Origin of the sequence: Kitasatospora sp. NPDC004745, from assembly GCF_042873275.1 — a bacterium.
Lineage (GTDB): Bacteria > Actinomycetota > Actinomycetes > Streptomycetales > Streptomycetaceae > Kitasatospora.
The window spans coordinates 131,513-155,767 of sequence record NZ_JBIALK010000015.1; the positions used below are offsets into that span (position 1 = coordinate 131,513).

28 protein-coding genes and 2 pseudogenes are annotated in these 24,255 nt (G+C 70.8%); 9 read left to right on the plus strand and 21 right to left on the minus strand.

All coding sequences use genetic code 11. The annotated features are described in order from the left end of the window. The first annotated feature begins 96 nt into the window (after positions 1 to 96). Complete coding sequence (locus ACFYUY_RS23795; protein ID WP_387903367.1) at positions 97 to 591, plus strand: NUDIX domain-containing protein; 495 nt, start codon at positions 97 to 99, stop codon at positions 589 to 591. Between the two features lie 10 nt (positions 592 to 601). Here ACFYUY_RS23795 and ACFYUY_RS23800 read toward each other — a convergent pair whose 3' ends face one another. Continuing rightward, a complete protein-coding gene (locus ACFYUY_RS23800; RefSeq protein ID WP_387903369.1) occupies positions 602 to 1,267 on the minus strand; it encodes a PolC-type DNA polymerase III in 666 nt (221 codons plus the stop codon). 171 nt (positions 1,268 to 1,438) lie between these two features. On the opposite strand from ACFYUY_RS23800, the gene ACFYUY_RS23805 reads away from it, so the two are divergent. Then, the gene (locus tag ACFYUY_RS23805; protein WP_387903371.1) at positions 1,439 to 1,828 is read left to right on the plus strand and encodes a hypothetical protein; all 390 of its coding nucleotides are present in this window, start codon (positions 1,439 to 1,441) and stop codon (positions 1,826 to 1,828) included. A 515-nt stretch (positions 1,829 to 2,343) separates the two neighbouring features. Continuing rightward, positions 2,344 to 2,958, plus strand: a complete 615-nt coding sequence (locus ACFYUY_RS23810) for a hypothetical protein (RefSeq protein ID WP_387903373.1) — start codon at positions 2,344 to 2,346, stop codon at positions 2,956 to 2,958. A 121-nt stretch (positions 2,959 to 3,079) separates the two neighbouring features. Here ACFYUY_RS23810 and ACFYUY_RS23815 read toward each other — a convergent pair whose 3' ends face one another. The 9 genes from ACFYUY_RS23815 to ACFYUY_RS23855 form a co-directional block, all read right to left on the minus strand. Beyond that, positions 3,080 to 3,994, minus strand: a complete 915-nt coding sequence (locus ACFYUY_RS23815) for a transposase family protein (RefSeq protein ID WP_387903504.1) — start codon at positions 3,992 to 3,994, stop codon at positions 3,080 to 3,082. Between the two features lie 163 nt (positions 3,995 to 4,157). Next, positions 4,158 to 5,162 (minus strand): hypothetical protein, encoded by a 1,005-nt coding sequence (locus tag ACFYUY_RS23820; RefSeq protein ID WP_387903374.1) that lies wholly within the window; start codon positions 5,160 to 5,162, stop codon positions 4,158 to 4,160. Then, a complete protein-coding gene (locus ACFYUY_RS23825) occupies positions 5,159 to 5,950 on the minus strand; it encodes a squalene/phytoene synthase family protein (protein ID WP_387903377.1) in 792 nt (263 codons plus the stop codon). Before ACFYUY_RS23825 ends, ACFYUY_RS23820 begins: the two co-directional genes overlap by 4 nt. A 177-nt stretch (positions 5,951 to 6,127) precedes the next feature. Continuing rightward, the gene (locus ACFYUY_RS23830) at positions 6,128 to 7,234 is read right to left on the minus strand and encodes a LuxR C-terminal-related transcriptional regulator (RefSeq protein ID WP_387903380.1); all 1,107 of its coding nucleotides are present in this window, start codon (positions 7,232 to 7,234) and stop codon (positions 6,128 to 6,130) included. Beyond that, a complete protein-coding gene (locus ACFYUY_RS23835; RefSeq protein WP_387903382.1) occupies positions 7,231 to 7,665 on the minus strand; it encodes a hypothetical protein in 435 nt (144 codons plus the stop codon). Before ACFYUY_RS23835 ends, ACFYUY_RS23830 begins: the two co-directional genes overlap by 4 nt. Further along, a complete protein-coding gene (locus tag ACFYUY_RS23840) occupies positions 7,662 to 8,183 on the minus strand; it encodes a hypothetical protein (protein ID WP_387903385.1) in 522 nt (173 codons plus the stop codon). The genes ACFYUY_RS23835 and ACFYUY_RS23840 overlap by 4 nt, the downstream gene beginning before the upstream one ends. Further along, positions 8,180 to 9,127: a hypothetical protein gene (locus ACFYUY_RS23845; protein WP_387903387.1), complete on the minus strand. Its 948-nt coding sequence runs from the start codon at positions 9,125 to 9,127 to the stop codon at positions 8,180 to 8,182. Before ACFYUY_RS23845 ends, ACFYUY_RS23840 begins: the two co-directional genes overlap by 4 nt. 524 nt (positions 9,128 to 9,651) lie before the next feature. Next, positions 9,652 to 10,212, minus strand: a complete 561-nt coding sequence (locus tag ACFYUY_RS23850) for an ATP-binding protein (RefSeq protein WP_387903390.1) — start codon at positions 10,210 to 10,212, stop codon at positions 9,652 to 9,654. Between the two features lie 347 nt (positions 10,213 to 10,559). Next, a complete protein-coding gene (locus ACFYUY_RS23855; RefSeq protein WP_387903393.1) occupies positions 10,560 to 11,765 on the minus strand; it encodes a helix-turn-helix domain-containing protein in 1,206 nt (401 codons plus the stop codon). Positions 11,766 to 12,309: 544 nt separating this feature from the next. Between ACFYUY_RS23855 and ACFYUY_RS23860 the strand changes: the two genes are divergently transcribed. Continuing rightward, the gene (locus tag ACFYUY_RS23860; protein WP_387903396.1) at positions 12,310 to 12,720 is read left to right on the plus strand and encodes a hypothetical protein; all 411 of its coding nucleotides are present in this window, start codon (positions 12,310 to 12,312) and stop codon (positions 12,718 to 12,720) included. 51 nt (positions 12,721 to 12,771) lie between these two features. Then, the gene (locus ACFYUY_RS23865) at positions 12,772 to 13,152 is read left to right on the plus strand and encodes a hypothetical protein (protein WP_387903398.1); all 381 of its coding nucleotides are present in this window, start codon (positions 12,772 to 12,774) and stop codon (positions 13,150 to 13,152) included. Here the strand turns inward: ACFYUY_RS23865 and ACFYUY_RS23870 are convergent. The 3 genes from ACFYUY_RS23870 to ACFYUY_RS23880 form a co-directional block, all read right to left on the minus strand. Further along, on the minus strand, positions 13,144 to 13,563 hold the full coding sequence (locus ACFYUY_RS23870; protein ID WP_387903400.1) for a DUF5959 family protein: 420 nt from the start codon (positions 13,561 to 13,563) through the stop codon (positions 13,144 to 13,146). The two genes, ACFYUY_RS23865 and ACFYUY_RS23870, sit on opposite strands and share 9 nt — an antisense overlap. Positions 13,564 to 13,628: 65 nt before the next feature. Next, a complete protein-coding gene (locus ACFYUY_RS23875; RefSeq protein WP_387903402.1) occupies positions 13,629 to 14,111 on the minus strand; it encodes an Imm21 family immunity protein in 483 nt (160 codons plus the stop codon). Between the two features lie 496 nt (positions 14,112 to 14,607). Then, positions 14,608 to 14,967, minus strand: coding sequence for a hypothetical protein (locus tag ACFYUY_RS23880; RefSeq protein ID WP_387903404.1), 360 nt, complete (start codon positions 14,965 to 14,967; stop codon positions 14,608 to 14,610). A 256-nt stretch (positions 14,968 to 15,223) separates the two neighbouring features. Here ACFYUY_RS23880 and ACFYUY_RS23885 point away from each other — a divergent pair, with 256 nt between their 5' ends. Next, on the plus strand, positions 15,224 to 16,552 hold the full coding sequence (locus ACFYUY_RS23885; protein ID WP_387903406.1) for a HEAT repeat domain-containing protein: 1,329 nt from the start codon (positions 15,224 to 15,226) through the stop codon (positions 16,550 to 16,552). A 26-nt stretch (positions 16,553 to 16,578) separates the two neighbouring features. Here the strand turns inward: ACFYUY_RS23885 and ACFYUY_RS23890 are convergent, their stop codons facing one another. From ACFYUY_RS23890 to ACFYUY_RS23915, 6 genes and pseudogenes are all read right to left on the minus strand, one after another. After that, the gene (locus ACFYUY_RS23890) at positions 16,579 to 16,914 is read right to left on the minus strand and encodes a hypothetical protein (protein WP_387903408.1); all 336 of its coding nucleotides are present in this window, start codon (positions 16,912 to 16,914) and stop codon (positions 16,579 to 16,581) included. A 147-nt stretch (positions 16,915 to 17,061) separates the two neighbouring features. Then, on the minus strand, positions 17,062 to 17,988 hold the full coding sequence (locus ACFYUY_RS23895) for an alpha/beta fold hydrolase (RefSeq protein WP_387903410.1): 927 nt from the start codon (positions 17,986 to 17,988) through the stop codon (positions 17,062 to 17,064). A 98-nt stretch (positions 17,989 to 18,086) separates the two neighbouring features. Continuing rightward, positions 18,087 to 18,253, minus strand: a pseudogene (locus ACFYUY_RS23900) (site-specific integrase); the annotation flags it as partial. Between the two features lie 176 nt (positions 18,254 to 18,429). Further along, on the minus strand, positions 18,430 to 19,656 hold the full coding sequence (locus ACFYUY_RS23905) for a hypothetical protein (RefSeq protein WP_387903412.1): 1,227 nt from the start codon (positions 19,654 to 19,656) through the stop codon (positions 18,430 to 18,432). A 3-nt stretch (positions 19,657 to 19,659) separates the two neighbouring features. Continuing rightward, positions 19,660 to 20,301, minus strand: coding sequence for a DUF6000 family protein (locus ACFYUY_RS23910; RefSeq protein ID WP_387903415.1), 642 nt, complete (start codon positions 20,299 to 20,301; stop codon positions 19,660 to 19,662). A gap of 239 nt (positions 20,302 to 20,540) precedes the next feature. Beyond that, a pseudogene (locus tag ACFYUY_RS23915) lies at positions 20,541 to 20,826 on the minus strand (site-specific integrase); the annotation flags it as partial. A gap of 137 nt (positions 20,827 to 20,963) precedes the next feature. Here ACFYUY_RS23915 and ACFYUY_RS23920 point away from each other — a divergent pair. Together ACFYUY_RS23920 and ACFYUY_RS23925 are read left to right on the plus strand one after the other, a co-directional pair. Then, positions 20,964 to 21,086 carry a hypothetical protein gene (locus ACFYUY_RS23920; RefSeq protein ID WP_387903418.1) on the plus strand — a complete coding sequence of 41 codons (123 nt, stop codon included), beginning with the start codon at positions 20,964 to 20,966 and terminating at the stop codon, positions 21,084 to 21,086. Further along, positions 21,083 to 22,249, plus strand: coding sequence for a protein-L-isoaspartate O-methyltransferase (locus tag ACFYUY_RS23925; protein ID WP_387903420.1), 1,167 nt, complete (start codon positions 21,083 to 21,085; stop codon positions 22,247 to 22,249). The genes ACFYUY_RS23920 and ACFYUY_RS23925 overlap by 4 nt, the downstream gene beginning before the upstream one ends. Positions 22,250 to 22,325: 76 nt before the next feature. Here the strand turns inward: ACFYUY_RS23925 and ACFYUY_RS23930 are convergent, their stop codons facing one another. Beyond that, positions 22,326 to 22,577: a hypothetical protein gene (locus tag ACFYUY_RS23930; RefSeq protein WP_387903422.1), complete on the minus strand. Its 252-nt coding sequence runs from the start codon at positions 22,575 to 22,577 to the stop codon at positions 22,326 to 22,328. A 104-nt stretch (positions 22,578 to 22,681) separates the two neighbouring features. Continuing rightward, positions 22,682 to 23,098, minus strand: a complete 417-nt coding sequence (locus tag ACFYUY_RS23935; RefSeq protein ID WP_387903425.1) for a hypothetical protein — start codon at positions 23,096 to 23,098, stop codon at positions 22,682 to 22,684. 211 nt (positions 23,099 to 23,309) lie between these two features. Between ACFYUY_RS23935 and ACFYUY_RS23940 the strand changes: the two genes are divergently transcribed. After that, on the plus strand, positions 23,310 to 23,873 hold the full coding sequence (locus tag ACFYUY_RS23940) for a hypothetical protein (protein WP_387903428.1): 564 nt from the start codon (positions 23,310 to 23,312) through the stop codon (positions 23,871 to 23,873). Positions 23,874 to 24,255 lie beyond the last annotated feature (382 nt).

The window sequence follows — 24,255 nt, forward strand, 5'->3', positions numbered from 1 at the left end:
TGGTCAGCTGGGTGGGTGTGGGGTGTGAAAGGCTCGGCCCCTGCTACCCGGGGGTGGGCCCGGGCGGCGCGGTGGGCCGAGTGTCGAGGAGTTGAAGTGATCAAGGAGTCGACGGCCAGCGCGTTCGTCTTCCGCAGCGGCGGGGACGGCGTCCCGAGGGCGGCACTGGTGTGGCACCCGCGGCTGGAGCTGTGGCTGCCGGCTGGCGGGCACGTGGAGGCGGACGAGAGTGCGGCCGAGGCCGCGCTGCGCGAAGTCGGGGAGGAAACCGGACTGCGGGCCGAACTGCTGCCCGGCCCGTCGCTGCCTCTTCCGGCCGGTTTTCCGCACAGCGCGGTGCCGGCGCCGTGGTGGGTGGTCGAGATGGACGCGTGCGCCGACAACCACACCCGCGAGCCGCACGTCCACATCGACCACGTCTTCGTCGCCCGGGTCCACGACGGCACGGTGGACCAGGGCGCGGTGCACGAGGTGCGGTGGTTCACCGAGCAGGAGATCGCCGAGGTCGAGGGCCTGTCGGAGGACTCGCGTCTGCAGGTGAAGCAGCTCTTCGCGATGATCGCGGACGGGTCGCTGCGCCTGTCGGCGTGAGCCCCGGGGGTCAGAACAGGGCGCTCTGTTCCAGCACCGGCTCGGGGGTGAGGCGCTTGGGCTGCAGCCCGGCGGCCGCGTCGAGGTCGAGGAGGGTGCGCCACCGCCCGGCGGCGCACCCGTCGGCCAGCAGCCGGGCCAGGACCTGGGCGGTGACCTCGACGTCCGGCATCGCCCGGTGCCGGTCGGCGGGCCGGGGGATGCCGTAGTAGCCAAGCAGGTTGTCCAGCCGGTAGGTGCCGAGGCCGGGCAGTACGGCCTTCGCGAGGCGCTCCGTGTCCAGCAGCGGTGTGGAGGCCAGGGTCGGACAGTGCGCTGCCTGGTGGGCGATCATCCCGGCCTCGGTCGAGGCGTGGTGGGCGACCAGCCGGTACGCAGGCACGCTCAGGCGCGCGTCCAGGCGGGCCATCACCTCGGCGGCCGCAGGGGCGGCGGCGAGGATCTGCGCGGTGATGCCGGTCTGCGCGGTGTCGAACGCGGTGACGGGGACGTCGGCAGGCGGGCGGATCAGAGACTCGAACCGTCCGACCTCGACCAGTCGGCCACCGTCGGCTCGCAGGGCCAGGGCCGCGACCTCGATCGGTTCGGCGGGCCGGCCTGCCGGGGTGAGGCCCTCGAAGTCGATCACGACGAAGGTCGTGCCGGTGAAGCGCGAGTCCTGCATCAACCGGTCCACGCGGCGGCCTCCTGTCGGATCGTCAACGCTTGCTGCTGGATGGCCTGTTCGGGATCGTGCTCGGTGAACGGGACGGCCAGCAGGGCGTCCACAGTAGCCTGGGCGCGGGCAAGATCGCAGGTCGCGAAACGGGCGCAGGCCGGGTGGCGGTGGGCCGCGGTGAGGCGGTGGGTGCCGACCCGGACCCGCTCAGCTATCGAGGCCAGCGCCCCAAGCCTCCTGGCCCGCTGGGAAGCCGAATGCCCGGCGGTGCGACTCGCCCTTGCGGGGCTCGCCGTGGTCTTCCCGACGGACCGGACGTTGCCGGCACTGACACCACGCCTGCGGCAATTCATTGACCAGCACCCGCTCGGCACGGACACCGGCGACTACGTGCGGTTCGTTCTGGTGATGGCCGCTCAACACGACAACGAGACGCTCGCTGCCGTCGAGAAGTTCACCGATGCTCACTGGCGCGGAACATCCCGCGGAGCACCCACCAAAGCCCGAGCCCTTCACCTGCTCGGTCAGATGCTCGGCAAGGTCGGTTCCAACCTCACCCGGTCACAGCCTGGGGAATAACGTGACCGCACACTCGGGGAATTACGTGATCGTCCACAGCTGGACACCTAGTTCGGCCGGTGCGAGGTCCCATGGCACCCTCGCGGGCGTGTACACCGGCTCCCCCATGATCGCCCGCAACCGGTCCCACGCCTCGGTCATCGCCCTGTCCCCTTCCGGCCGCCGGCTTGTCAGAGGCCGCACTCTAGGCGACGGCTCCGACCGTCCAGCGACCAGCTGCAGAGCTGCGGCTGACGGAGCCCTCTCCTGGCCTGTTCACGGCCGGGGCATACCGGGATGCCGCTGCTCTGCCCGCCCACCGACGCTCCCCCTGCACGCTCGGACCGATCAGCTCGAACAGCTGCTCCTTGCCCGCCCGGGCCCGCCGCGCGGCACAGCGTCGTGGCCCTGGTCCACGGCGCCGGGCCAGCGGGCCTGTGCTGGGTTGCTTGGTGCGGGGCCGGGGCGCCCGCCGCCTCCGGTGTCACCGGCTACGGATAGCCTCCGGCGGGAGCAGGCGGCTGACGGGAGTGGACGTGGACATCGAGGAGATGCTGGAGCGGCTGGGCGCGGTGATCGGGCCGCCGCCTGCGGGCGGTGTGACCCCGGTCCCGTGGGAGCTCGCACCCGCGGCGATCGGCTTCCAGTTGCCCGCGGACTACCGGGCGTTCGCCGACCGGTACGGGATGGTCAGCATCAGCGACGAACTGCACATCTACACGCCGTCGGCGTCGCCCAGTCCCCAGACCGGGCAGCCGCCCGGCTTCGAGGGGTTCCTGTACTTCACGACGGACCCCTACCGATACTGCGCCTGGCTGGCCGAGTGCTACCGGGACGGGGACTACAGGGAGTGCCCGTATCCGCTGTTCCCAACCGAGGGCGGGCTGCTGAAGTGGGGCAACAACTCCAACTCCGACCACTTCTTCTGGCTGATGCGGGGCCCGGACCCGGACCGGTGGCCGGTCGCGGCCAAGTTCGACTCGATGCGGGAGTGGGACCTGTTCGAGGGCGGCTTCCTGGAGTTCCTGCTGGCGGCGGCGACGGAACAGTACCCCTACCACGGGGACGTCGTTCCCGGCGGGCTGAAGCAGGTCGGTGACGGCCGTGCCTATCGCTCTCGCGGTGACTGGTCGAAGAACCTTCGGGAGTGAGTCCGCGCAGCCGAACGTGACCTTGCGGCTGGCCGCGCGGGGCTCCGCGCCGCACCGCTAACGGGTTGCCCCGCGATTGATCTTGGGAGGGGTCGGTCAGGAGGTTCGACTGATGTGTGGCTCAGCAAGCTGTGGGGCGGGCGAGCGCGAGTTCGGTGCTCGGCTTGCGGCGGGTGGGCCGGCGGGCGGCTCGGTCGGAGACAAGTCCAGCGACGGCGCGATGGGTTTCGCTGTAGGCCTCGCGGCGTCCGGTGTATCGCTGGAGCGGACGCCACTGCCGGTGCTCGGCGTTCGCGTGCTCGACGCAGATCCGGCGGGATGACTGGCGGCGCTTCATCTCGCGCCAGCCGTACTTCTCTGTTACTCGGGCGTTGTCGTCGCTTTGGTCTTTCGGCTTCTTCGGTGGGGCCGAGACCTGTCCGGGGAACTCGTTGGCGAGGCCGCGGTATCCCTCGTCGACCGCGGCCTTCACGCTGGGGTGTTGACGGAACTGCTCGGCGATTCCCTCGGTACGCAGTGCGGTCTGATCGTGCATCCGGCCGGGCCGGGTGGCGCCGGACCACAGGGTGTGGCTCTGGCCGTCGCTGATCGTGGTGGTCTTGATGGTGTTCTGCTTCTTCTTGCCAGACACGAACGCGCGCCGTCCGGGCCGGTTCGCACGGGGCCGTCGGATCTGGGTCTCCATCCCGTCGATCCGCAGGGTGATGTTCTCGGCTTCGGCATAGGCAAAAACGTCGGCCAGTGTCTGTAGCCGCACGCCGGGTCGGCCGGGCACGGCGAACCCGCGCCTAGCCAGCAGTGGCCGGAGCTCGTTGATTGCTCTGCCGATGCTGGAGGAGCTCGCGTTGCAGAGCACACCCAGCGCCTCGTGGGAGAGGCCGGTGCGCAGGTGGACGAGCGTGACCACGAGCCGGTCGAGGAAGACCAGTGCGTACTTCGGCCCCGCCCCGGCCCGGCGGCGACGCGCTCCATGGCGCCGTTCATGGCGGGCGGATTCACAGCGAGCCTGCCACCGAGGTGCCAGTTCCCAGGCCAGCTAGTCCAGATGCTGGCGGGAGATGCCGGTCAGGGCGGGATGAGCCATGGCCGCGCGGGAATTCCTGACCTTCATGTCCGGACAACTCGTGTGCTCTGCCCGATGTCCCCCGCCGTCTCGATCGAGACGGCGCGCCGGGTGGTCGTCCGGTGCGGGGAGCTCCTTACAGGCCGATCTCGTAGCGTCCTGTCTCGTGGAGCCAGGCCAAGTGGCCCGCGATCTGTTCCTCCAGGCCGCGAATGTACTGGTCGATGACGCGGATGCCTCGGTGCCGCAGATGGGTGGACAGCTGAACGAAGTTGTCGGTGTGTCTGGTCACTTCCGCCGCGGTGTGATCGATGCCTTCTTGGACCGAGCACCCGTGGTGGTGGGCTAGCACCATGGGGAGGTTGGCGATATGGCGGCGCTGGACGTCACGGGGGCAGCCCAGGACGTCGTTGGTGAGCCCGATGATCTGGATGGCCAGGTCGGTCAGCTCCCTTATCTGTGGGTCAAGCAGCAGGTTGGGAGGCATTTCGAAGCCCTGCGCCACCTCGGTCAGGACGAAGTGGTGGTGTAGATGGGCGATCAGGTGCCGGATGCGCCGGTACTCGGTCACCGACGGGACGATCCCTGCGGCGGTGTAGGCGGCGTCGGCTGCTGCCCCGACGCTGTAGTGCAGCATGCCCTTTCGGATGCGCAGCACCTGTTGTGGAGTGGCTATCTGCTCAATGCGTGCGAACAAGTCCCGGTAGGCCAGCTCGATCGGGCGATGTCCGCCCGGCGGGGCGTGCGGATTCTCGGCGATGGCCTCGCAGGCCAGCAGGTGGGAGGCCAAGGCGGTGGTCTTGCCCTCCAGCCCCAGTTCTTCGGTGTAGTGGTCATCCTGCACGGTGGCCCAGATACAGAACTGGGTGGCGACCAATACCCGTTCCGTCTCCCCTTCGGGGATCATCCAGGCGTAGGTGCGGCCGAGCGTGGAGCGGCGCAGATACGCCTCCTCGGCATCGGTGTGAATGATCCCGAAGTCACGCAGCCAGGCAAGGGTACGCTCCTCCAGTTCATCTGCGGCCGGATGCAGCCGGGCCGGCACCGGGAAGGAGATGCGGGGCACCACCAGCCGGTCCGCCTCGGTGTCTTCCACCGGCGCAGGAATGGTCCCTCTCGGCGGTTCCTGCCACCAGGTCACTGGGCTCGCTCCTCATGCGGCATGGGCTTGCGCGGTGTCGGCGTCCACGGCTGGAGGGCCAGCGCCCGGTGGGCGCGGGATAGGGGTTCGGCGCAGAAGGTGCGGGCCGGACCGGGCGGCAGCCCGGACAGATAGGCATCGGCCAGGGCCAGCTCCTGGCGGGCATAGCGGAGCATGTCCTGCGTCTGCCAGCCGTCCGGCCAGAAGTCGACGCCGCGTCCGGTGTCCTCGGCGCGGTCGATGAGGATGTTGACGGCCTGCAGGGCGCGGCCGTAGCCGATGCCGTGGGTGCGGTTGGCCTGCGTGCCGTCGTACCAGGACCACAGGTCCGACAGGACGAGTACCAAGGTGCCCGCCACGGCGTAGGTGTACTGATCCAGGTCGTGCTCCGTGTGGATGGCGAAATCGTTCTCGGCCCAGGTGGCCATCCGCTCGGCCATCGTGGCGAAGGTTTCCCACACGCGCGGGCCGATCTCGGGCGCGGCCAGCATCACCCACTCTCCCAACCGCAGCGTGACATCCGGCAAGACCGCCTCCTGCCCGCGAAACACCTCCGCGAACTCAGCGGCCCCGCCTCGGGTCTGCAGTGCCCGGCTGACACCGCGCAGCAGCAAAGCCTTGGACGGGCCGTCCAGCCCGGGGTGGTCCTCGATCTCGTCAATAGCCCGCATCATCAGATAGGCGCAGGTCACCGCCTCGTTGAGTCGTGGCGGCATCTTCGTCACTGGCTCAAACCACGTCGTGCTGTACGCCCTCACCACCGCATGCGCATCAGCAAGCACAGGCACCGCGGCCTCCTCAGCTGCAGAACGAGCCTCCCTGTACGGAGAAATCCCCCGATGCCGGCATCGCACACCGGCGCGCTCCCGGCGCACAGCAGCACTCCCGAAGCCACCAAGGGCAAGTCGATCACTCCTCCGAGATCAATCGCGGGGCAACCCGTAAGCGCCGGTCCGGGACGGCGGTCACGGGCGGCGCCACGGGCGCTGCTCGGGCGGGATCGCCTCCCGCACCGGGCCCCGCACGGGCGGGCCGACGGCCGGAGGCCGGTCCACCACGGCTTGATCCACGGCATCGAGCTGCTTGCGCCGGGCTTCCAGCCTCTCGTAGGCCCGTTCGAGGGCTCCGGCGGACTGCAGCGTCTCCGCCACCGCGGCGCGGGTCGACTCGGCGAGGCGAAGTGCTTCCTTGGCCTCGTCGGCGGCGGGTCGGACCGCGTCGTGCAGGTCCCGGACCTGGCGGCGCAGCTCGGCGGTCTCCGCCCACATCCGATGGGCAGTGCTGACCTCCTGGCCAGCCTGCTGGACCTGCTGGAGCATCGCCTCCATGTCGGCCCGGCTCTGTGCCAGTTGGGCCGTGGCGTGGGTGAGTTGGTGGTGCAGACGCTGGTGTTCGAGGCGTTCGGTGGCGGCCGCGGCCAGGGTGTTGGCCCAGTGGAGGGCCTCTGTGCGGGCGTCCGTGGGGGTGCTGGCCCGGGTCTGCTTCTGGTGGGCGGCTACACACGCTGCCGTGGTGCAGTGCGGGCGGCGGTCCAGTTCGTCGAGGGAGAGGAGCATCGTGACGGCGGCGGGCAGGGTGGTGACGCCGAGGTGCCGGTAGACGATCGTCCGACTCGTCTTGATCGTGTTGGGGGTGATCCCGAGCGCTGCGGCGATCTGGCCGATGGTCAGGCCCTCGGCGAACAACGCGAGGACCTCCCGCCGCCGGGCCGTGAGCGGGCCGGGGTGGTGGCGGGGCACGTGCAGCGGGATAAGGCCGGTGCGGACCCCGATCGCGGCGAGGTGGGTGAGGGTGCGGGCCCCGGCCCGCCGTCGCGCCCGCCCCAGTGCGACTTGGACGGTGGTCGGGGCCAGGCCCAGGTGCGTGCCGATGGCCGCGATGGTGCTGCCGCCGGCCAGGCGGACCAGGGCCAGGTGCTCGCGCTCGGTCAGGACGAGGCCGCGGCCGCAGGTCGGGCAGGGCTCGCCCTGGACCGTTTCGCCGTCGTCGGGTGGCTGGCCACCGGTGGGGACGGGGCTGAGCAGGGACCGCAGTTCTGCGGGCCGGCCACCGGCGCGTGGGCGGGTCTTCATGGTGCACCGCCGAGGGACCAGCCGCCGGCGAGTACGTCGATGTTCGCGGCGACGGTCAGCGCGCTGTGCAGCCGGGTCAGGGCCGCGGGGCCGTTGCCGGTGTCGGCCTGGTCGCTCGCGTGGTCCAGTTCGGCGGCGAGGCGCTGAAGTACCGCAGCCCGGCGGTCGAGGGGGGAGGTGCGGCGCAGGCGGGTGGCGACGTCGGCGCAGACCTCGGCGAGCCGGTAGACGGTGGGGTCGGTCAGGACGGGTCCGCCGAGGGCCGGCAGCTGCTGGGCGATGCGGGTGAGGACGTCGTCCCAGGGCAAAGCCGATAGGTCCGCGGCCCCGATGCGCAGCTTCTGCAGGGCGCGCGCGTGCAGGGCGGCGAGCACGTTGCCGGCCGGGCGTTCCGGTGTGCCGGGTTCCGTGGGGTGGGTGCTGCTGTTCACGGCGCACCGTCGCGGGTGCAGGTCGGGCAGAGCGGGGCGTCGTCCAGGATGCCGGGGACGCCGTGCAGCCGGAAGGCGGCCGCCGGCGTTCCCATGGTGCGCATCCGGAACCGGACCGCCGCCAGGCGCTTGCTGATCGTCGAGGCCTCGACGCCCTGCTGCGCGGCGATCGCCTCGCGGGTGGCGCCGTGCGCGACGGCCTGGACCGCGGCCACGGCCGGGGGCGCCAGTGGGCGGGTCAGCCGGCCCGGGGGCGGGATGAGCAGGCGTGCCCGGCAGGCCGTGTCGACGACCTGCGACCAGTTCGCCGCCGCGGTCTTCGCGCGCAGGTCCCGCAGGCGCGATCGTGTGCTGCTGATGGAGGTGTGGGTGTCGCCGGCGATCTGGGTGATGCTCAGGTCGGCGGCCAGCCGGGCCAGCACCGCCCGCTCGCCCTCGTCGAGGTCGATGTGGTGACCGCACCGCAGCCGGATGGGTTCCTGGACCACCGGCAGCTGCCGGACGGCAGCTGTCGTCATCGCTTCCCCCAGTCCCACGGGGCCGGGTGCGCGCCGCGCAGGCACGCGACCTGGTGGGCGGCCAGCTGCCGGGTCCGGGAGTCCAGGTGGGCCTGGCGCACGAGGTCCATCACCGCGGTGAGGACGACGACGTCGCGCACGCTCTGGTAGTGCGGCCAGGCACCGATGTGCGGGTAGGGCAGCGCGACGTCCGCCCGGGTGTGGGCGAGGTAGGCGTCGTGGTGGGCCTGCTGGTCGTCCCGGTGGCCGCGCAGCAGTTCCCCGCGCCAGCGGGCGGCGACCAGGTCCCACTCCCGGCGGCCGCGCCACAGCGGGCGCCGCAGCGCGAAGCGCGGGCAGGTCCCGTCGTCGTGGCAGCGGGCCATCCCGCGGGTTCCGAGGATCACGGTGGCCGGCGTCGGCCAGTCGATGGCCGCCCACTCCTGCCGCAGCCGGACAGCGCGCTCGCGCAGGAACCGGCACGCGGCGCCCTCCAGCGGCGCGTCGTCCAGGCCGTCCAGCAGGCCGGCGAACGGATCGTGCTCCTGCAGCCACGGCGCCGCGCCCGGGCGGATGCGGTGCACGCCGGCCGTCACCCAGCCGCCCAGCGCCGCCGCCTCCCGCAGCAGCCGGCCCGGCTCGTGCCAGAACGTCACCGCCCTACCACCCGCTCGCAGCGCGTCGTAGAAGGGGGCGACGACGGCGACCCGGTGCTGCGCGAGCAGCCGCGCGCCGCGCAGCAGCGCCCAGGCCTCGGCCGAGTCGGTGTGGACGCGGGCGATCGCCCGGGAGCCGGGCAGCGTCCACACGTCGTGCGGGTCGGTCGCGACGAGCTCGGCCCCGCGGGCGTCGTCGCCCGTGGTCGTGCAGGCCTGGGTCAGGGCCGCGTAGGAGGCCGTGATGTGGTGCCGGCGGGTGCGGCTGGTGGTGCTGAGCAGCGCTCTGGTGCGCGGTCCGATGCTCACGGCGCAGGGTCCTCAGGTTGCGGGTCGGTGGTCAGGGGGGGTCGGGACGGCCCTTCCCGGGGGCCGTCCCGACCCGGCCGGCCCCGCGCCGGGTGGCGCGCTCCGGAACGGACGGGCGGAGAGCAGCACGACGCCCCGGCTTCTCCGCCGCCCGGTCGGCCGGACCGCCACTCCCGAGGAACGGTCCGGCCTTGGCCCGCGCCCCTCCCCGGGTGCGGGCGATCGTGGGGCGGGCCCGGCTGCTGTGCGAGAGCCGGGCCCGCGAACCGGCGGCCCCCGCCAGGGCCACCGGGATCTGCCGGCGCCACCCACCCCACGGTGAAGCGGCGCAGCAGGGTCCTCCGGGTCGCCGCCGCACGGAGGCAGAGGCGGTCGGCGGTTCCGGAGAGAGTGCGGTGAGCACGGGCACGCCCCGGGGCGGGGTGTGCTGCTCTTCCGCGGCCCCGCCCCACACAGGCGGGTGCTGGTGCCCGGTGACGGCCTGTCCGGGGGGATCCAGGCCGTCACCGGAGACTAGGTGGCGCTCACGCCGCCGGGATCCGGCGGCGCAGCGCCGGGCGCCCCGGCAGGGAGTGAACGCGGGGCCGGGGTCGGACCGCCTTGACCGTGGTGTCCGCGCGCAGGGCCGCGATCTGGAGGCGGACCTGGGTGTCGGCGGCCGCGGCGGGGCAGGGATGGGCGGTGGTGGGCAGGTCGAGCTCGGCCCAGACCCGTTTGCCTGCTGGTCCGAGGTCGTCGACGCCCCAGGTGCGGGAGTAGGCGGCGACGAGGTGGAGGCCGCGGCCGCCGGTGTCGCCTTCGCCCGACGTTCGCAGCGCGGGTCTGGCGGGGCTGGGGTCGGTGACGGACACCCGCAGTGTTCCGTCGGGGCGCAGTTCCATGCCCGCGGTCAGCGTCACGGCGGGCTGGCCGCCGTGGCAGGCGTGCACGACGGCGTTGCTTCCCAGCTCGGAGAGCACGAGTTCGACGTCGTACTGGTGCCGGTCGTCGAGGCCGAGGTTCCGGAGGGCAGCTCTGGCCCAGCAGCGGATGTGACTGATCTGCCTCGGGTCGGCGGTGAACTCCACGTCAGCTGTGCTGGTCATCACCGGCTCCGTGGGCGGGCGGTGCGACGGTGGCCGTGTGCGGGGGCTCGGTGGGGTGGAACGCGGCCCATCCTGCGGCCACGGTGGCGAGACGCCAACGGCGCAGGAGCGAGGCGGGCGTGTTCCGGTGTGCCGGGGTGGTCCCGGAGGGTCGTGCGGCGTCAGCCATGGGGGTGCCCCTGAGCGGTCGGCAGCGAGGGATCCTCGGGGAAGCCGGCACCGAAAGGCAGGGCGTCGGCTCCCCGGGGGGAGGTCCCGGGCAGGTGCTCAGTTCTTCGCGCCTGCCCGGCCTGCCTCCAGGATGCCGTTCCCGAAAGCCCCTGGCTTTCACAAAATGTGAAAGGCCGTCAGACACCTGTGCGGGTGATCCAGGTGGACAGGCGCCCCTTGTTGCGGACCACGCCAGCCCGGGCCAGGCCCGTGACGGTCTCCTTCACCAGCGGGTGGCGCGTCGCCTGGTGCGGGGCGGCCTCGTAGGCGCAGTCCAGGTGGTTCAGGGCGGCCTCGGGCCGGGCCAGCCAGAGGTTGGCGCGTGCGAGGTCGATGTGGTGGTGCCCGACCCGGGTCGGGGCCCAACCTTCCCTGAACCGAACCTGCCGGGCGGCGACGACGGCCTTGTCGTGTTTGCCGGACTCGACGAGGGTCATGACCCGGTGAACGCTCACGTTGGTGGGGCCGAAGTGCAGGGAGAAGTCAGAGGTCTCCCCGGTGAGCTGGGCGATCCGTTCCGCCTGGTCCAGGTGGTGGTTCATCAGGTCGACGTCCTGGGCCCTGGCTGCGACCACCGCGGATCCCAAGTGCAATTGCCCCTGGGCAACGAGGGCGCCGGGGGTGTGCGCGTCGGTGCCCTCGAGGTGGGCACGGCCGGCGTCCTGGAGTCGTCGGCAGGCCTCCAGGTCCTGAGTGCGCAGGTACGCGGTGACGCGCAGGTAGGACCGGGCCGCTCGCAGGCCCGGCGCGCGGTCACCGGCCTGCTGCGCGGCGAGGTCCATGCGGGACAGCGCGTACGCCGACAGGTCAGGCATGCCGATGGCGATGCCGACGGAGTGCCCGCACCGAGAGGCCTCGGCCAGCAGGCCCCACGCCTGCTGCTGCTGTTCGCCGCTGAAGGTGTAGGCAGCACAGTGAAGCTCGGCGATGAGGCCCGGCAGGGCCTGGCACATGGGCTTGTAGTCGGCTGCCTGGGCGAGCGCGTTGATGTGCTTCACGGCCGCGCGAAGGGCGCCGATCGGCCGCGGGTGCACATCTTCCTTCGGGGGGAGATCGAAGAGGTCGAGGGCGGTACGGATCGGCTCCATGAGCGGGGCCAGGGGATCGGCTGGCATGCCGTCACTGTACGTGGGAGCCGGGTTCAGGTCGTCCGGTGCGATGGTCAGAGCTCGGGCGACCGCGTTGATGAACTCCGGCGTGGCGGGCCTTGCACCCGCCACCACCTTGGTGAGGAGGCTGTAGGAGACGCCGGCCCGCTGGGAGAGCTGCAGGTGGCTGAATCCCCGCACGTCCTCCCACGCCTTGATGCGTTGCCCGATGCTGATGCCGTTCGGTGGTGCCATGATGTACCCCGTCCCGTGCGCGCCTTAGACCCGTGTGCACGGGACGGTACCCCCTTTCAGCGCTGGGTAGTTCTGAAACCACTCATCGTGATCATGGAGTACGTGCTTCGCTCCTCACCCCCCGCACAGCAGCTGCGGGCCGGGCGGCTTCGTCGTCGCGGCCCCCGAACGCTCAGACCCCGGCGCCGCCGCCGGGCTGCAGCGCGGGTCCAGGGTGTTCAGGGTCTTCGTCGTCGCGCACCTCGGCGGTCCCGCATCGGGTCGGCCGGCGGCACCCTGGGGTATGGGCCCCGCAGTACGCAGGTCCGGCTGCCCCTCATCGAGCCGATGCTGGCGACGGCCGGCCCGTTGCCGTCCGGGCCCGGCTGGTTCAGCCCTCCCGGTGCGCGAACAGCGTCATCGCCCCCGAGCACCTGCCGATCTGGCAGGCCGAACACGCCTCCCTCACCCAGATCCGCGACACCCCCGGCATCCCACCCGGCCGCCGAGCCCACCTCGACGCCCAGCTCCACGAAGTCGGCCTCGTGATCAAAAGGACGCAGCAGTGACCGTCACCGCCCGAACCGAGCAGGCACTGCAGGACGCGATGGAACGACTCTTCTCCGGCCAGCCCCAGCACACCGACGGCAAGCTCACCAAGACCAACCTCTGCCGCGAAGCCGGTGTCAGCCGGGCGACCATGAACCGGGCCACCGCCGTCCTCGCCGAGTGGGACGCCCGAACCGCGGCCAGTCCCGCCGCCCTCGTCGGACGACAGCGCGACCACGAACTAGCCGAGCTCCGCCGCAAGCTCCGCGAGAGCGGGGAGGAACGCCGTAGGCTCCAAGGCCAGGTCGACGCAGCCGCCACCGTCATCATGACCCTCCTGACCGAGAACGCTGCTCTACGCGAGCAGGCGGCCAGGCGGCCCGCCGTCATCGTCCCCATCACCAGCAGCGCAACGGACCGCCCATGAGTCATCCGCCCGCGAGCCTGGTCCCGGAGGGGAACTGGGAGAATGTCAGACATGCCGAGTCGAGTCGGAATCCTCAGCGCCAGCCCAGTGAGCGCAGACGGCCGCCACCTCTTGATCTTGCCCGGAGACGCAACCGAACTCGTCGACCCGAGCCTCACGCCAGAAGACCTCGCCGAACGCCATGGGCTCGACGAGGTCGTGCGCGGCCCCAAGATCAGCGTTTGCACGGCCATCTACCTCGACGGACCCCTGGCCGGCACCACGACCAGCTACGCGATCAATCAGCTGGGCTCCCGGGTCGGCTACGCGCTACCGCCACGGCCAAGCGGACCACGCGGGACCTACGAGGTCGTCAGACTCGCGGAAGGCGAACACCCCGCCGAGCTCCGCCATATCGAACCCACCGATGACGAGGCCCAACGGTCAGTCTGAAAGAAGCTCTCGCGCCTTCGCCAGACGCGCTCGATGGTCGTCGATCCAGTCTGCCGGCGGCGACACGGGCAGGCTGACCGTCACCTGCGAAGACAAGGCGTCGCTGATCGTCACGCCGACCGCGCCGGAGGCAAGCGGCTTGATCTTCAGCTGGACCGTCCGGCCGGAGTCCAGCCACGAGACGAACCTGTTTCCAGCGAGGCCGTCGAGGGCTTCGTCCCACCTGTCGAGGTCGAAGGACGTGATCCCCACCGGGAAGCTGCCCGTCACAGTGCTCGTCGACACGACGAACTCACAGTCCAGGAACTCCCCACCGGGGGCCGGCCGCTCCAGCACTCGCAGCGCGACGACGTGATCGCTGGTTCCAGGCGGATCGGCAAGGTGGATCAGATCGTCCAGCCCGTCGTCCATCACAACCCTCTCAACTCAATTTCGATCAAGGACACTTCTCGTCACATGCCCCGCGTTCTGACACGTCATCCGGGGAGACGGCGCAACGCGACGAGCGTGAGCCCGGTTTGCAGGTCGGGCTCGGCGTAGGCCGCACGAACGGCGTAGGGCCCGGCCTCCAGGTCGACCCGTACGTGATCTTGCTGGCGAGACTCTTCGCCCGTCCAGGCCGAGTCGAAGAGAACGACCGGTCCGGGCACCTGCCAGGTCAGCGCCGACTCCCATGAAGCGGCACGCATCGCCGCGTCCACGCTGGCGAGCATGGCCTCCTCGGACTCCGCCGCCGACCAACGCACGAACACACCCTGCGCCGGCAGGTAAGCGGTCGAGGCAGGTTCGTCCCCGAGGACCAGGCCCTCGGCTGAGCCGACCTGGAGCAAGCCGATGTAGCCCTCGACGGCACAGGCCCTGTCGTAGTCGTCAACGACATCGTCGTTCCCAGCCGATCCCGACCATGCCTCCAACACGACCTCAGGAACCACGATGAGCGGCCCACCCAGGGACTCCACCCAGGTGACCGCTCCCGGTACATGACCATGACCGCAACCTACACACCAGGCCTGACAGCCAAATGCTTCGCGCGGCCCGAGCTGCACGCCGAGGTCGAGTTCCTGGAGCTCACCCCCGTTGGCCGGCTGCGGCAGCCGGTGTGGCGGGGGCTGCGAGGCTGACCGACGCGCGGGCGGCCGGCGGGCGCCGGGGGGCGCTCCGTGCGCCGGGTTGAACGTGCCCGCGCGGTGCGCGAGGCTTGCGACCGAGCAAGCTGCGGTACAGGGGGCTGCATAGCCAACGGCCCCGACCCGTGGGAACAGCCGCCGCCTGGCGCCACACAACAGGCACTGGTGCTCCCCGGCCGACGACAGCACCCCAGTCGCTGGCCAGGGACTGGTGCATGTCGACCTTCGAGGTGGTGACGGTGGCGCAAGGGGTGCTGTGCCACTTTCTGGACGGACGACAATCTGGTCGATGCAGCTCAGCAGAGGCTCAGCCGCCCCCTCGCGGCCATCAGGGCCGGAGTCGCCGTGCCTGCGGGTCGTAGCAGTTGAGGCCCATCGACAAAGCCACCTCCGCCGCGAAGGCGGACGCCTCCTCCGCCATGCTGAAACGCATCGGGAAATAGATCAGAGGGCCGCTCGCCTCTCCGATCAGCGGACCGGTCGACCACGGCGAAATGTCGTCCTCATCCTCGGTGAGGTCAGGCCATCGTTCCAAGAGCGCGGCAACATAGGCCGCGATTTGCTTGGCCGGAGGGACGTCAGGCCCGTCCGCGGCGATGTACTCGTTGTACAGATCGGTGAAGCACTGGCCCGCGGCAACGTCATCTGCAGGCCGCTCGCCTTCCCAGACAGCAAGGTCGTAACTCATGGGCGAAGCCTGCCATCCCACACCGACAGCATCCCCGATGGACCAGATCGCCTGAGACAGAGAGCGAATCGAACCAGATCAACTGAGATCGGAGCCAGATCGCAGAAGACGGGACAGCGGCTCCTGACACGCCACGCGGTGGAGCTGACCTTTGACAGGTGACCTTGACCGACTGACAAGCAAGTTTGACTGTTTGACCCGAGGAGACGAGTCGTCTGCAGAACCAGTGTCAGCGGTGCATGCGAGCCTACGGATCATGAAGCAATCCGACGATCTTCTGGCAGGGCTGGACGACATCGACTGGGCGGCCTTGCGGCACGCCTACGGCAACGCCGAGGACGTGCCCGGCCAACTCCGTGCGGTGTGCGGGCCGGACGAGAAGGCCCGGGAAAGCGCGTTCAGCAGCCTGTTCGGCAACATCTTTCACCAGGGCACCCGGTACTCGGCCTCTCCGTACGCCGTGCCGTTCCTCACCCGGATCGCCGTCGCAGGCCCGGCCGACGCCCGGATCGACGCGCTACTGCTGCTGACCCGCCTGGCCGTCGACTGGCACGACGAGTACGACCTCCCGCTCGGCATCGACACCGCCGCATGGCGCGCCGCGGCCATCAGCCCGGAAGAGAATCTGCGCTGGTACGACGAGCAGATCGCCGCCGAGACCGACGAGGAACGGCTGAAGAACCTGCGCGAGGGAAGGGAGTACTGCGCGGCGGGGCACCCCGTGGACGCCCGTGAGGGCGCACTGCGCTCCTACGACGCGGTCCGCGCCCAGCTCCCCGCCCTGCTCGAACCGCTCGGTGACCCGGACCCCGAGATCCGCACCAGGACCGCGTACCTTCTCGGCTGGTTCCCCGACGAGGCCGACACCACCCTGCCCCCGTTGCTGGCCTGCCTCGACAGCGAGCGGAACCCGGCATGCACCGCCACGATCCTCGTCACGGTCGGGCTGCTCGCCGACCACGACCCGGACGGCCGGCTCCGACGCCACCTCGACCACGGGCACCCCCTGCCGCGCTGGGCCGCCGCCACCGCCCTGACCCGCCTGCTGGCCGCGCACCCGACCGCCGCGCCCGGTCTGCCGCCGGCGGAACGCATCGCCGCCGAGCTCGCCGCCTTCGGCGCCGGCCCGGTCCCCGAGGCCACCACCGCCCACCACGCGGGCGACCTGCACAGCTACACCGTCCGCAGCCTGCTGTGCCTGATGGACGCCGTCGAGGATCCGGACGGGGTCCTTCTGGAGATCGTCCGCACCCTGCCCCGCATCGAGCAGACCGGAGTCGTGCCCCGCCCGCTGGCGGCCCGCGCTGACAACCTGCTGGAAGCCCTGTTCGAACCCGCGGACACCGTACCGGTGTTCGCCGAACTCTCCCCCGGGCGCCGAGAACTGCTGAGCAGCCTGGCCGGACTGCTGACCGCCGAGGACTTCCAGTCCTGGCCGTTCGGCTCCGACCTCCACGAGCGGTTCACCCGGTACGGCCTCCCCGGCACCCGCCCCGCCCTACGCGCCTACGTCGGCCTGTCCACCGAAGGCGAGGACCCGAACGCTCCCCTCCCCGACCCCTGGGAACCGTTCCGCGACCGCTGAGAACACAACCCTTCACCACCTGCTGGTCAAGATCGGATGGCAGACACCCGGCACCGGTCAAGGTCACCTGGCAAACGGTCAAGGCCGCCTGTCAGAGGACAGGCGCGCTCGCTGCCCCCGCTGATCGAATGGTTGAAGGCCTCGTTCGACCGCCGCCGCGCCGGCGGCAGGCCTACGCTGGAAAACGTGACGACCACCGCGGCCATCGGATCGAGCGTCGCCCGCCACGCCTGCCTGAACGCGCTGCAGGCCACCGCCGGACAGGACACGACGCCCGCGGCCCGCACCAGCCTGATCGCGGTCGCCTGGTGGTCCGGCACCCGGGACGCCGCGACCATCGCCCAGGCCGCCGGCTGCACCACCGCAGACGTCCACGCCGCCCTGCAGACCGCCGGGATCGACCGGGCGGGCACCGGGGCCCACGTGCACGAGCTGCAGACCGGTCTGCACGGGCACGCCGGGCTCGCCTTTGGAGCCTGTTGGCGGGTATCCGCTCGACGTTCCGCTCCCTACGCGGTGTGCTCGCGAATGATTTCGCCGATCTGCTGGGGAAGTCCGGGAGAGAACAGTGTGTGCCCCATGCCGGGAATCGGCTGGAATCGGGAGTGAGGGATTTCCCCGGCGAGGGCACGGCCATGCGGTAGCGGACGCAGTGGATCTTCCGTTCCGTGCATGACCAGTGTCGGGGCCTTGATCGAGGACAGCAGAGCAAGGCGGTCTTCGGTCATGTGACGTCCAGCCAGATCGTGGTTGAGGACCGCGCTGTGGTTACTGGTCCGGTCGAAGGAGGCTTCCACGAAGCGGCGAGCGGCAGGCTCGTCGAAGGGAAGGACGTCGCCGTTGAGCACTCGCCACGTCTCCAGGTTCGCTGTGACGTACTCGTCGCGAGTCCCCTGCGGGAGAGCGGCGCGTTGTGCGAGGTGCGCCAGGAAACGTGTCGTGGGCGGCGGTAGGTCGCTGGGGTCGGGTGCCTGGCCGGCCATGGCTCGTGCCCAGGCCGGGCCCGCACTGTGGCCCATCGGACCGGTCATCATCGCGGTCAGAGTCAGTACGCGCTCAGGGCGGTACACGGCCAGCCATTGGCCGATCGCGCCGCCTAGGGACGCCCCGACGATGTGCGCGGCGGCTACTCCGTGGCCATCAAGCACGGCCGTCGCATCGGCGGCCATGTCCGCCAGCGTGTAGGGGTGGGTGGCGAAGTCCACGCAGGTGGACCGGCCGGTGTCCCGGTGGTCGTAGCGGATGACCTGGCGACCGCTGGCGGCCAGCACATCCACCAGCTCGTCCGGCCATCCGATGCCTGGTGCGGCGGTCCCCATCACCAGCAGGACCGCTGGGTGGTTTGAGTTGCCGACCCGTTCGGTCCACAGTCGCAATTCGCCAGAGTCGACAATTAATTCAGCATGCGCAGTCATGAGCGCCAAAATAGCGAACAAGGCGCCAATTTTCTATATCCTCATGGATATGACTTTCCATTGCTATTCTGGTAAAATACTGAATAGTTCACGGGGTTCCGGACGAACTGGACTGGCGCCTACCTCTTGCTGTCGCCCGGGGCGAGCAGGCTGGTGACCTCAGCGATCGCTTCCGGGGAGGCTTGAAGTAGCGGCGGACGTTCTCCGCCTTCTTGTGCCGGGACTTCGCCATCAGCATCAGCAGGCTCGCGCCGGCCTCACCGAGGTGGGTCAAGGAGGTCCTTCTTGTGTCCGCAGAGGCCGTGTGCGGATGAGTGCGTGTTGTGATTGAGCTGGCGGGGTTCGAACTCCGCGTTTACGACTCGGGCAGCGGAGCGTGTTGTATTGCGACGGCGGGTGCGTGACGCAGAACACACTCCCGGGTGACGTCGGGTCTCGTCCATCGGGTGGTGCCAACTGGCACTACTGGTGTGTCACGGGGTTCCCGTGGAGACCACCGTCCGCGCAAGGCCAGACGCTGTTCTCCAAGGTGCCGAGGCCCGTCGACTGCAGGATGAAGAGCTCGTCGTGCAGAGCGAAGGCCACCCGTTCCTGGTCGAGCAGCATGATTTTGCTCATCACCGCGCGCTTCTCGTCTTCCAGGGCGAACAGCTCCCGCATTTGGAAGTCGGCGTCGACAGCGAGCAGGCGGCCGTCCCGCCAGAACACCGCGGTGCCATGGTGATCCAGGGCTGGGTAGGTGGTGTAGTAGCCGGACAGTGCAGGCCCGCGGCGCACTGTGCCGTCTGGCTCGAGGCCGACGAACCCCGAACGGGACGGCGTGGTGTTCTCGGACTCGGGGCCGCTGATGGCACCGTGTCGGTCGATCAGCAGCATTGCGTGCGTCGGCCACTCCTGCACGACGGTGCCGGAGGAGTCGTACTGCGCTGTGCTGAACGCGCCGTAGCCCTGGGATCCGATCAGGAACTCGCCGGGTCCAACGATCGCCTTGTGGTGGCTGGGCCCGGGAGGGCTTGCGGCAATGAGCCGACCGGTGGTGGTGTCCAGGAAGAACGTGACGGCGATGCCGCTCCTGCCGTCGGCAAACGTCGCGGCGATGCGATTGCCGGCGATCAGCAACGGCTCCCAGTGGTGTGCCTCTATGGTCTGCGGTGCCCACGGCTTCGAATGTCGCGCTTCCCAGCTCGTCTCCGCGCTGATCTCGATGCAGCCCGGAAACGACAACTGGTCGAGCACCGCCGGTGTCGACCACCGCACCGAGCCGTCCTCGCCGTGCCGTGCGACCCGTGCATGGCGGCCGGTCGGAACGGGACGGTTCCGCTCGGCGGGCAACCAGGACGCGCAGATGCCGTCGGGCAGCACCACGAACGAACCGAGGCGCTCAAAGGGCTCGTGTTCGGGTGTGATCGAGCGCACGGTCGAGCCGGCGGCGTCCAGTTCGGTCAGCACGGCACCCGTCGGCCCCCGATGGGCGATCCATACGGATCCGCTGGTACTGATGCGGGGCCGACCCGGGTGTCCGTCGAACTCGCGGTGCCACAAGACTTCTCCAGCCACGTTCACGGCGGTGAGCACGGTGGTGGACAAGTTCTTTCCGTCGTAGCTGGTGACGAAGATAGGCCCACCGCTATCCGGCGCCGCCAGGCCCCAGACCTGGCCGGGCATCGGCACGCTCTGCGGTTCGGTCATGGTTCAGGCCCCTTCCCGTGGCGCCGAACTGGGGCCTCCGGTGGCCGCGTCTTCGGCAGCATGAGCGCACAGTTCGTCGATGAACCGGCTTGGCGGCGATGGCCTGTACTGGGCCTCGTTCCACTGGTGCCAGAGGCCGCCGGGCGCCAGGAACCGGGCGGCGTGGTTGCTTCCCGTGAGCCTGTCGATGTGGAGGAGCGCACTGATGGCCCAGTGCTGGTCGTACTGGCAGTCGGGCCGTCGGAGGTAGCGGTCCAGGTAGACCGTGAGGTGCTGGGCGTCCTCGTCGGTACCGAAGCGTGCGAGGGCAAAGCAGTAGCCCTGACCAGCGAAGCAGAGCTGACTGGCCAGGAGAAGATCGCCGAGAATGTCACGGAAGTGGTCACGACGATCGAAGCCGATCAGCCACGATGCCGTCAGGCGGGAGCGCCACTCGCTCTCCAGCAGAATTTCGAGTTCTTCATCGGTGATCTCCCGGGCAGCATCACGCATGGACTGCAGGAAGGGCGTGCGCTCGCTCTCATCATCACGCGCGAAGTTGCCATGCAGCAGGTGCAGGTAGCGCCCGACACCTTGCGTTGCTGGTTTGACGTACCGATCGATGACGTTGAGAAGCTCGGGGTCGGAGGCACGAGGAAAGCGCATGAAGGCATCCTCACGTGGCCAGCGAGCCGGGGCCAGAGGTTTTGGCGGTCACACCTGCTCCGAGGGTGGTGAGTCGGGATCGGACCTGGTCAGTGAGTCAGCTGCAGGATCCGATCGAAGTGCTGCGGGCGGTGGGAAGACGGGTCACGCGGTCGGCCGCCGCCGCTGACCTACGGAGATGCACGATCTCCTCGTGTTGGGCTGCGAGGCGGGCGAGGGCCTGGGTGCGGAAGTCGGTTCCCGGGGCTGGGACGGCGGTGGGTGACGAACACCGGTCCGCGGGTGCGGCCCTTGAGGAGGCGAGGTAGTAGCCGTGCGGTGCCGGCGTCCCAGTACGCCGTCTCCAGCACGAAGTCCTCGCGCCTGGCCCCGGCGGCGGGCCTTGGGCTGAGCGCCCTTCGCCTTCACCCTGCAGCGCCGGCCGGCCAGGTCCAGATCCTCGATGTTGATACCCAGGGCCTTCTCCGCCCGGGCGCACGTCTCGTAGAGCATCCGCCACAGCGTCTTCTCCCCCAGGTGCACATCCGTACCGAGACGGCTGGGCCGTACGGCGGGCGCCCCGGCGCGCGCTGCTCACGCTCCTGCACGCCGCCTACCGCCCGCCGGCGGCCTGGACGAGGATGGTCGGCCGACCGTGTCCCGCCACGACGAAGGAGAGCACGATGGCGCTGCGAGGCGATCACGAGAAGCCGCCGCCCCCGCTGGAGGGCGGGAGCCCGCCGCCGGACAACGCCGACGGGCAGGTCCAGAAGCCGCCGCCGTCCGGCGGCAAGCACAAGAAGTGAACGCCAGCGAAGGCGGCCTGACCGCGTACCGGGCCCGGCTGGACGCGGCGATGGAACGCGCCGGGGCGTGGCCGGAGGACTCGCCGTGGCTGCGCGAAGCGGTAGCCGCCGTGCCACGGGACCTGTTCGCGCCGGACCGGCTGTGGCGATGGGACGGCCAGGCCTACGCGCCGCTCGATCGCGCAGGTGACCCGCGCGGGTGGGCCGAGGAGGTCTACGGCGGCATCCACGCCGCGGCCATCACCCAGCTGACCGGCGGCCGGCCGTCGTCGTCGCTGTCCGCGCCCGCGGTGGTGGCGGACATGCTGGACAGCCTGCGCCTGGAACCGGGCCAGCGGGTGTGGGACATCGGCACCGGGCAGGGCTGGACCACCGCGCTGGCCGCCCACCGCGCCAGCCCGGGTGCGGTGGTCTCCACCGAGGTCGACGAGGCGCTCGCGGCCTTCGCCCGCGGGCGCCTGGCCGCGGCCGGTGTCGACGCCGACGTCCTGGTCGCCGACGCCACCACCAGCGGCCCGCCCGGCGGCCGGCCCGTCGACCGGATCCACGCCACCTACGCCGTCGACGCCCTCCCGCACAGCTGGGTCGAGGCGGTGCGCCCGGGCGGGCGGATCGTCTACCCCTGGGGCCAGCTCGGGCACGTCGCCCTCACCGTCGCCCCCGACGGCACCGCCACCGGCTGGGTCCAGGGCCTGGCCCAGTTCATGAGCGACCGCCACGCCCCACCCCAAGCAGGCACCGCCCCCGCCGCCTACGCCGCGGTGCGCGGCGACAACGACCCCGACACCCACACCGCCGTCGACCGCGACCTGGCCCCGCTCGACTCCGACTGGCACCTCAAGTTCGCGATCCGGGTCGCCGTGCCCGACGCGGTGCTGCTCACCGGCCGGGACCAGGACGGCGCCAACGCCTGGGTGCACGACGGCGTCTCGTCATGGGCCTCGTTCGCCGCGCGCGGGGACGGCAGCGCGACGCTGTTCCAGGGCGGGCCCCGGCGGATCGGCGACGAGGTGCTGGCAGCGTGGGCGCGGTGGGAGGAGCTCGGCCGGCCGGACCTGTACGACTTCGGCATCACCGTCACCGCGCACGGGCAGTGGGCGTGGCTCCACGAGCCGGACGGACCGCGCTGGCCGATCCGGCAACCGGCACCGGCCCGGTCGTGACGACCGCTCTCCCCCGTCCGGTCCGGGCCGCGAGTTCGCGCGGGGCGCCCGGGCCGGGGGCCGGTGCACGGCTCGGCTACGCGCCGGTCGCCTGCGCGGCCGTCCGCACCGCCTTCTCCAGCTCGAAGCGGTTGCCGCCGGCGGCCGCCCAGTACGAGTGGTTGTGGAGCTGCAGGCCGGCCGCGATGAACGCCTCGTAGCGCTCCCGGTTGGTCGGGTCCTGCGTCCACCCGGTCTCGGCCTCGAACCACTGTCGCTGGGTGGCCACCGCGTCGGCCAGCAGCGGTTCCAGCTCTGCCGGCGGGGCCCCGTCGTTGCTCTCGCTCACCCCCACATCGTGCGGATGTCCGATTCCGGCTCGGGCCCCGGCACGCCGGGCAACCGGGTGAGGCCCATCGCCGTCCTGCGCCGTCGAACCTTTGACCGCCCTGGTCAGAACGGTTCGGGGTCAGTCGGCGGCTTCGTGCTGCCGGACGGCTCCGGGGATTCACAATCGCTGGGGCTGAACTGCTCACCGATGTTGTTCCACATGAAGCCGTCCCGCCAGCCCGGCTTCGCGCCGACCCAACCGAGCAGAGCACCGAGGACCTTCTCCTGAGAGATCGTCAGTGTCTGATAGTGCTGCTCAGCCACGCCGTCCCTGTATTCGAGCTGGAAGGTGTTGTTCTCGCGGAGCCGGACCTGGATGTACCAACGTCCGGGCTGGTCCTCGTCCACCCGCTCCAGGACCAGGTGGGCGCTTCCCCGCCGCAGGTTGGCCAGCATCCTCCCGACAGTCGGCTTGGACGGGCGTTTCAGCACGTCGCCGCGCTCGTTGGTTGCAATCAGCATGGCCAGATCATCCAGCAAGGGGCTGACACCACTCTGCGAGGCCCTGACCAAGGCAGTCCCCGGGCGCAGCGAGGGCGGGCCACCGCCCGCGGTGGGGACGGCGGCGGCTGAGCCGGCGGGGTACGGCCTTCTGGGCCGCCTCTGTCCCGTGCGCACCTGTCGGTGGGGTTGTCGCAGGTGGCGGGCATAATCGGCGGCATTGCGATCACCGCACCGGTCGGAGGCCCGCTTGTCCTCGCTGTACGACTTCGAGACCCGGGAGCCGCTGCTGCGGACCGCGCACGCGCGGGCGCTCGCCGTTCCGGGCGGCCAGGTGTCGGGACACATCGGCCGCGGCTCGTACAGCGTGCCCGTGAAGCGGGGTTTCCCGCCGCCCGGCCAGGCCATGCTTCTGTCGGACAACCAGGAGGAGCACGACGCGATCGAACGGGCGCGGGACACGCTCGCCGGGGCCGGAGTGAGCGACATCGCCTTCACCGTGGAGATCCCTCCGAACGGAGCGGCGGTTCTTCGGTTGTTCGATCGCAGTACGGCAGTCGATCCCAGCATCGGCAGCGGTGTGGGCGTCCGCGCTGGCACTGCGCGGCCGCCGCAGGGTGCCGGGCGGACAGCGCGGGGCGTGCCAGTGGCTCCGGGGCTGGTGCGGGGATCAGCCTCTGTCGCTGCAGCACGCGTCGGTGGCCGACTGTCCCAAGTGCGGGGTGGAGGCGGGGGCGTGGTGCGGCTGCCCGGCAGGCGAAGCTGCACGACCGTGGTGGGGCGATCCCCGCGCTGCGGCTCGGACGGCAGCTGAGCACAGAGCAGGTCCTGACAGTGCGATGTCCGGCGTGCGGGGCTGCGGCCGGACGGCCGTGTTCGGGGCTGGCCCCGCGCGGGGAGGTTCTGGCGGAGCCTCACCCACAGCGGGCGCCGGAGGCCCGCAGGCGGCTCTTCGGCACTCGGACCGATCCCGCGGTCACAGCTCGGGCGAAGGGTGCCAGGCAACGGGGCCCCGGCGCTGTGGGCGGTGCGGCGGGCAATAACCCGTTCATGGCGGCCGCGCAGGAGCTGACGGGCAAGCGGCCCTCCCGGGCCAAGGCGCGGTCCAAGCTCAGCCAGAAGGAGCTGGACGCCCGGTATCGCCGGGGCACTGGCCGCCGATCCGGGCCAGGCGGGCGCGATGCGTTCGGCGGGCG

What these genes read in the sequence shown, in the direction of transcription:
- ACFYUY_RS23865 (WP_387903398.1), top strand. Translation starts at nt 12,772, where the DNA reads ATGCCGAGTCGAGTCGGAATCCTCAGCGCCAGCCCAGTGAGCGCAGAC.
- ACFYUY_RS23840 (WP_387903385.1), bottom strand. Translation starts at nt 8,183, where the DNA reads ATGACGACAGCTGCCGTCCGGCAGCTGCCGGTGGTCCAGGAACCCATC.
- ACFYUY_RS23855 (WP_387903393.1), bottom strand. Translation starts at nt 11,765, where the DNA reads ATGGCACCACCGAACGGCATCAGCATCGGGCAACGCATCAAGGCGTGG.
- ACFYUY_RS23830 (WP_387903380.1), bottom strand. Translation starts at nt 7,234, where the DNA reads ATGAAGACCCGCCCACGCGCCGGTGGCCGGCCCGCAGAACTGCGGTCC.
- ACFYUY_RS23910 (WP_387903415.1), bottom strand. Translation starts at nt 20,301, where the DNA reads ATGCGCTTTCCTCGTGCCTCCGACCCCGAGCTTCTCAACGTCATCGAT.
- ACFYUY_RS23885 (WP_387903406.1), top strand. Translation starts at nt 15,224, where the DNA reads ATGAAGCAATCCGACGATCTTCTGGCAGGGCTGGACGACATCGACTGG.
- ACFYUY_RS23880 (WP_387903404.1), bottom strand. Translation starts at nt 14,967, where the DNA reads ATGAGTTACGACCTTGCTGTCTGGGAAGGCGAGCGGCCTGCAGATGAC.
- ACFYUY_RS23905 (WP_387903412.1), bottom strand. Translation starts at nt 19,656, where the DNA reads ATGACCGAACCGCAGAGCGTGCCGATGCCCGGCCAGGTCTGGGGCCTG.
- ACFYUY_RS23850 (WP_387903390.1), bottom strand. Translation starts at nt 10,212, where the DNA reads ATGACCAGCACAGCTGACGTGGAGTTCACCGCCGACCCGAGGCAGATC.
- ACFYUY_RS23870 (WP_387903400.1), bottom strand. Translation starts at nt 13,563, where the DNA reads ATGGACGACGGGCTGGACGATCTGATCCACCTTGCCGATCCGCCTGGA.
- ACFYUY_RS23920 (WP_387903418.1), top strand. Translation starts at nt 20,964, where the DNA reads ATGGCGCTGCGAGGCGATCACGAGAAGCCGCCGCCCCCGCTGGAGGGC.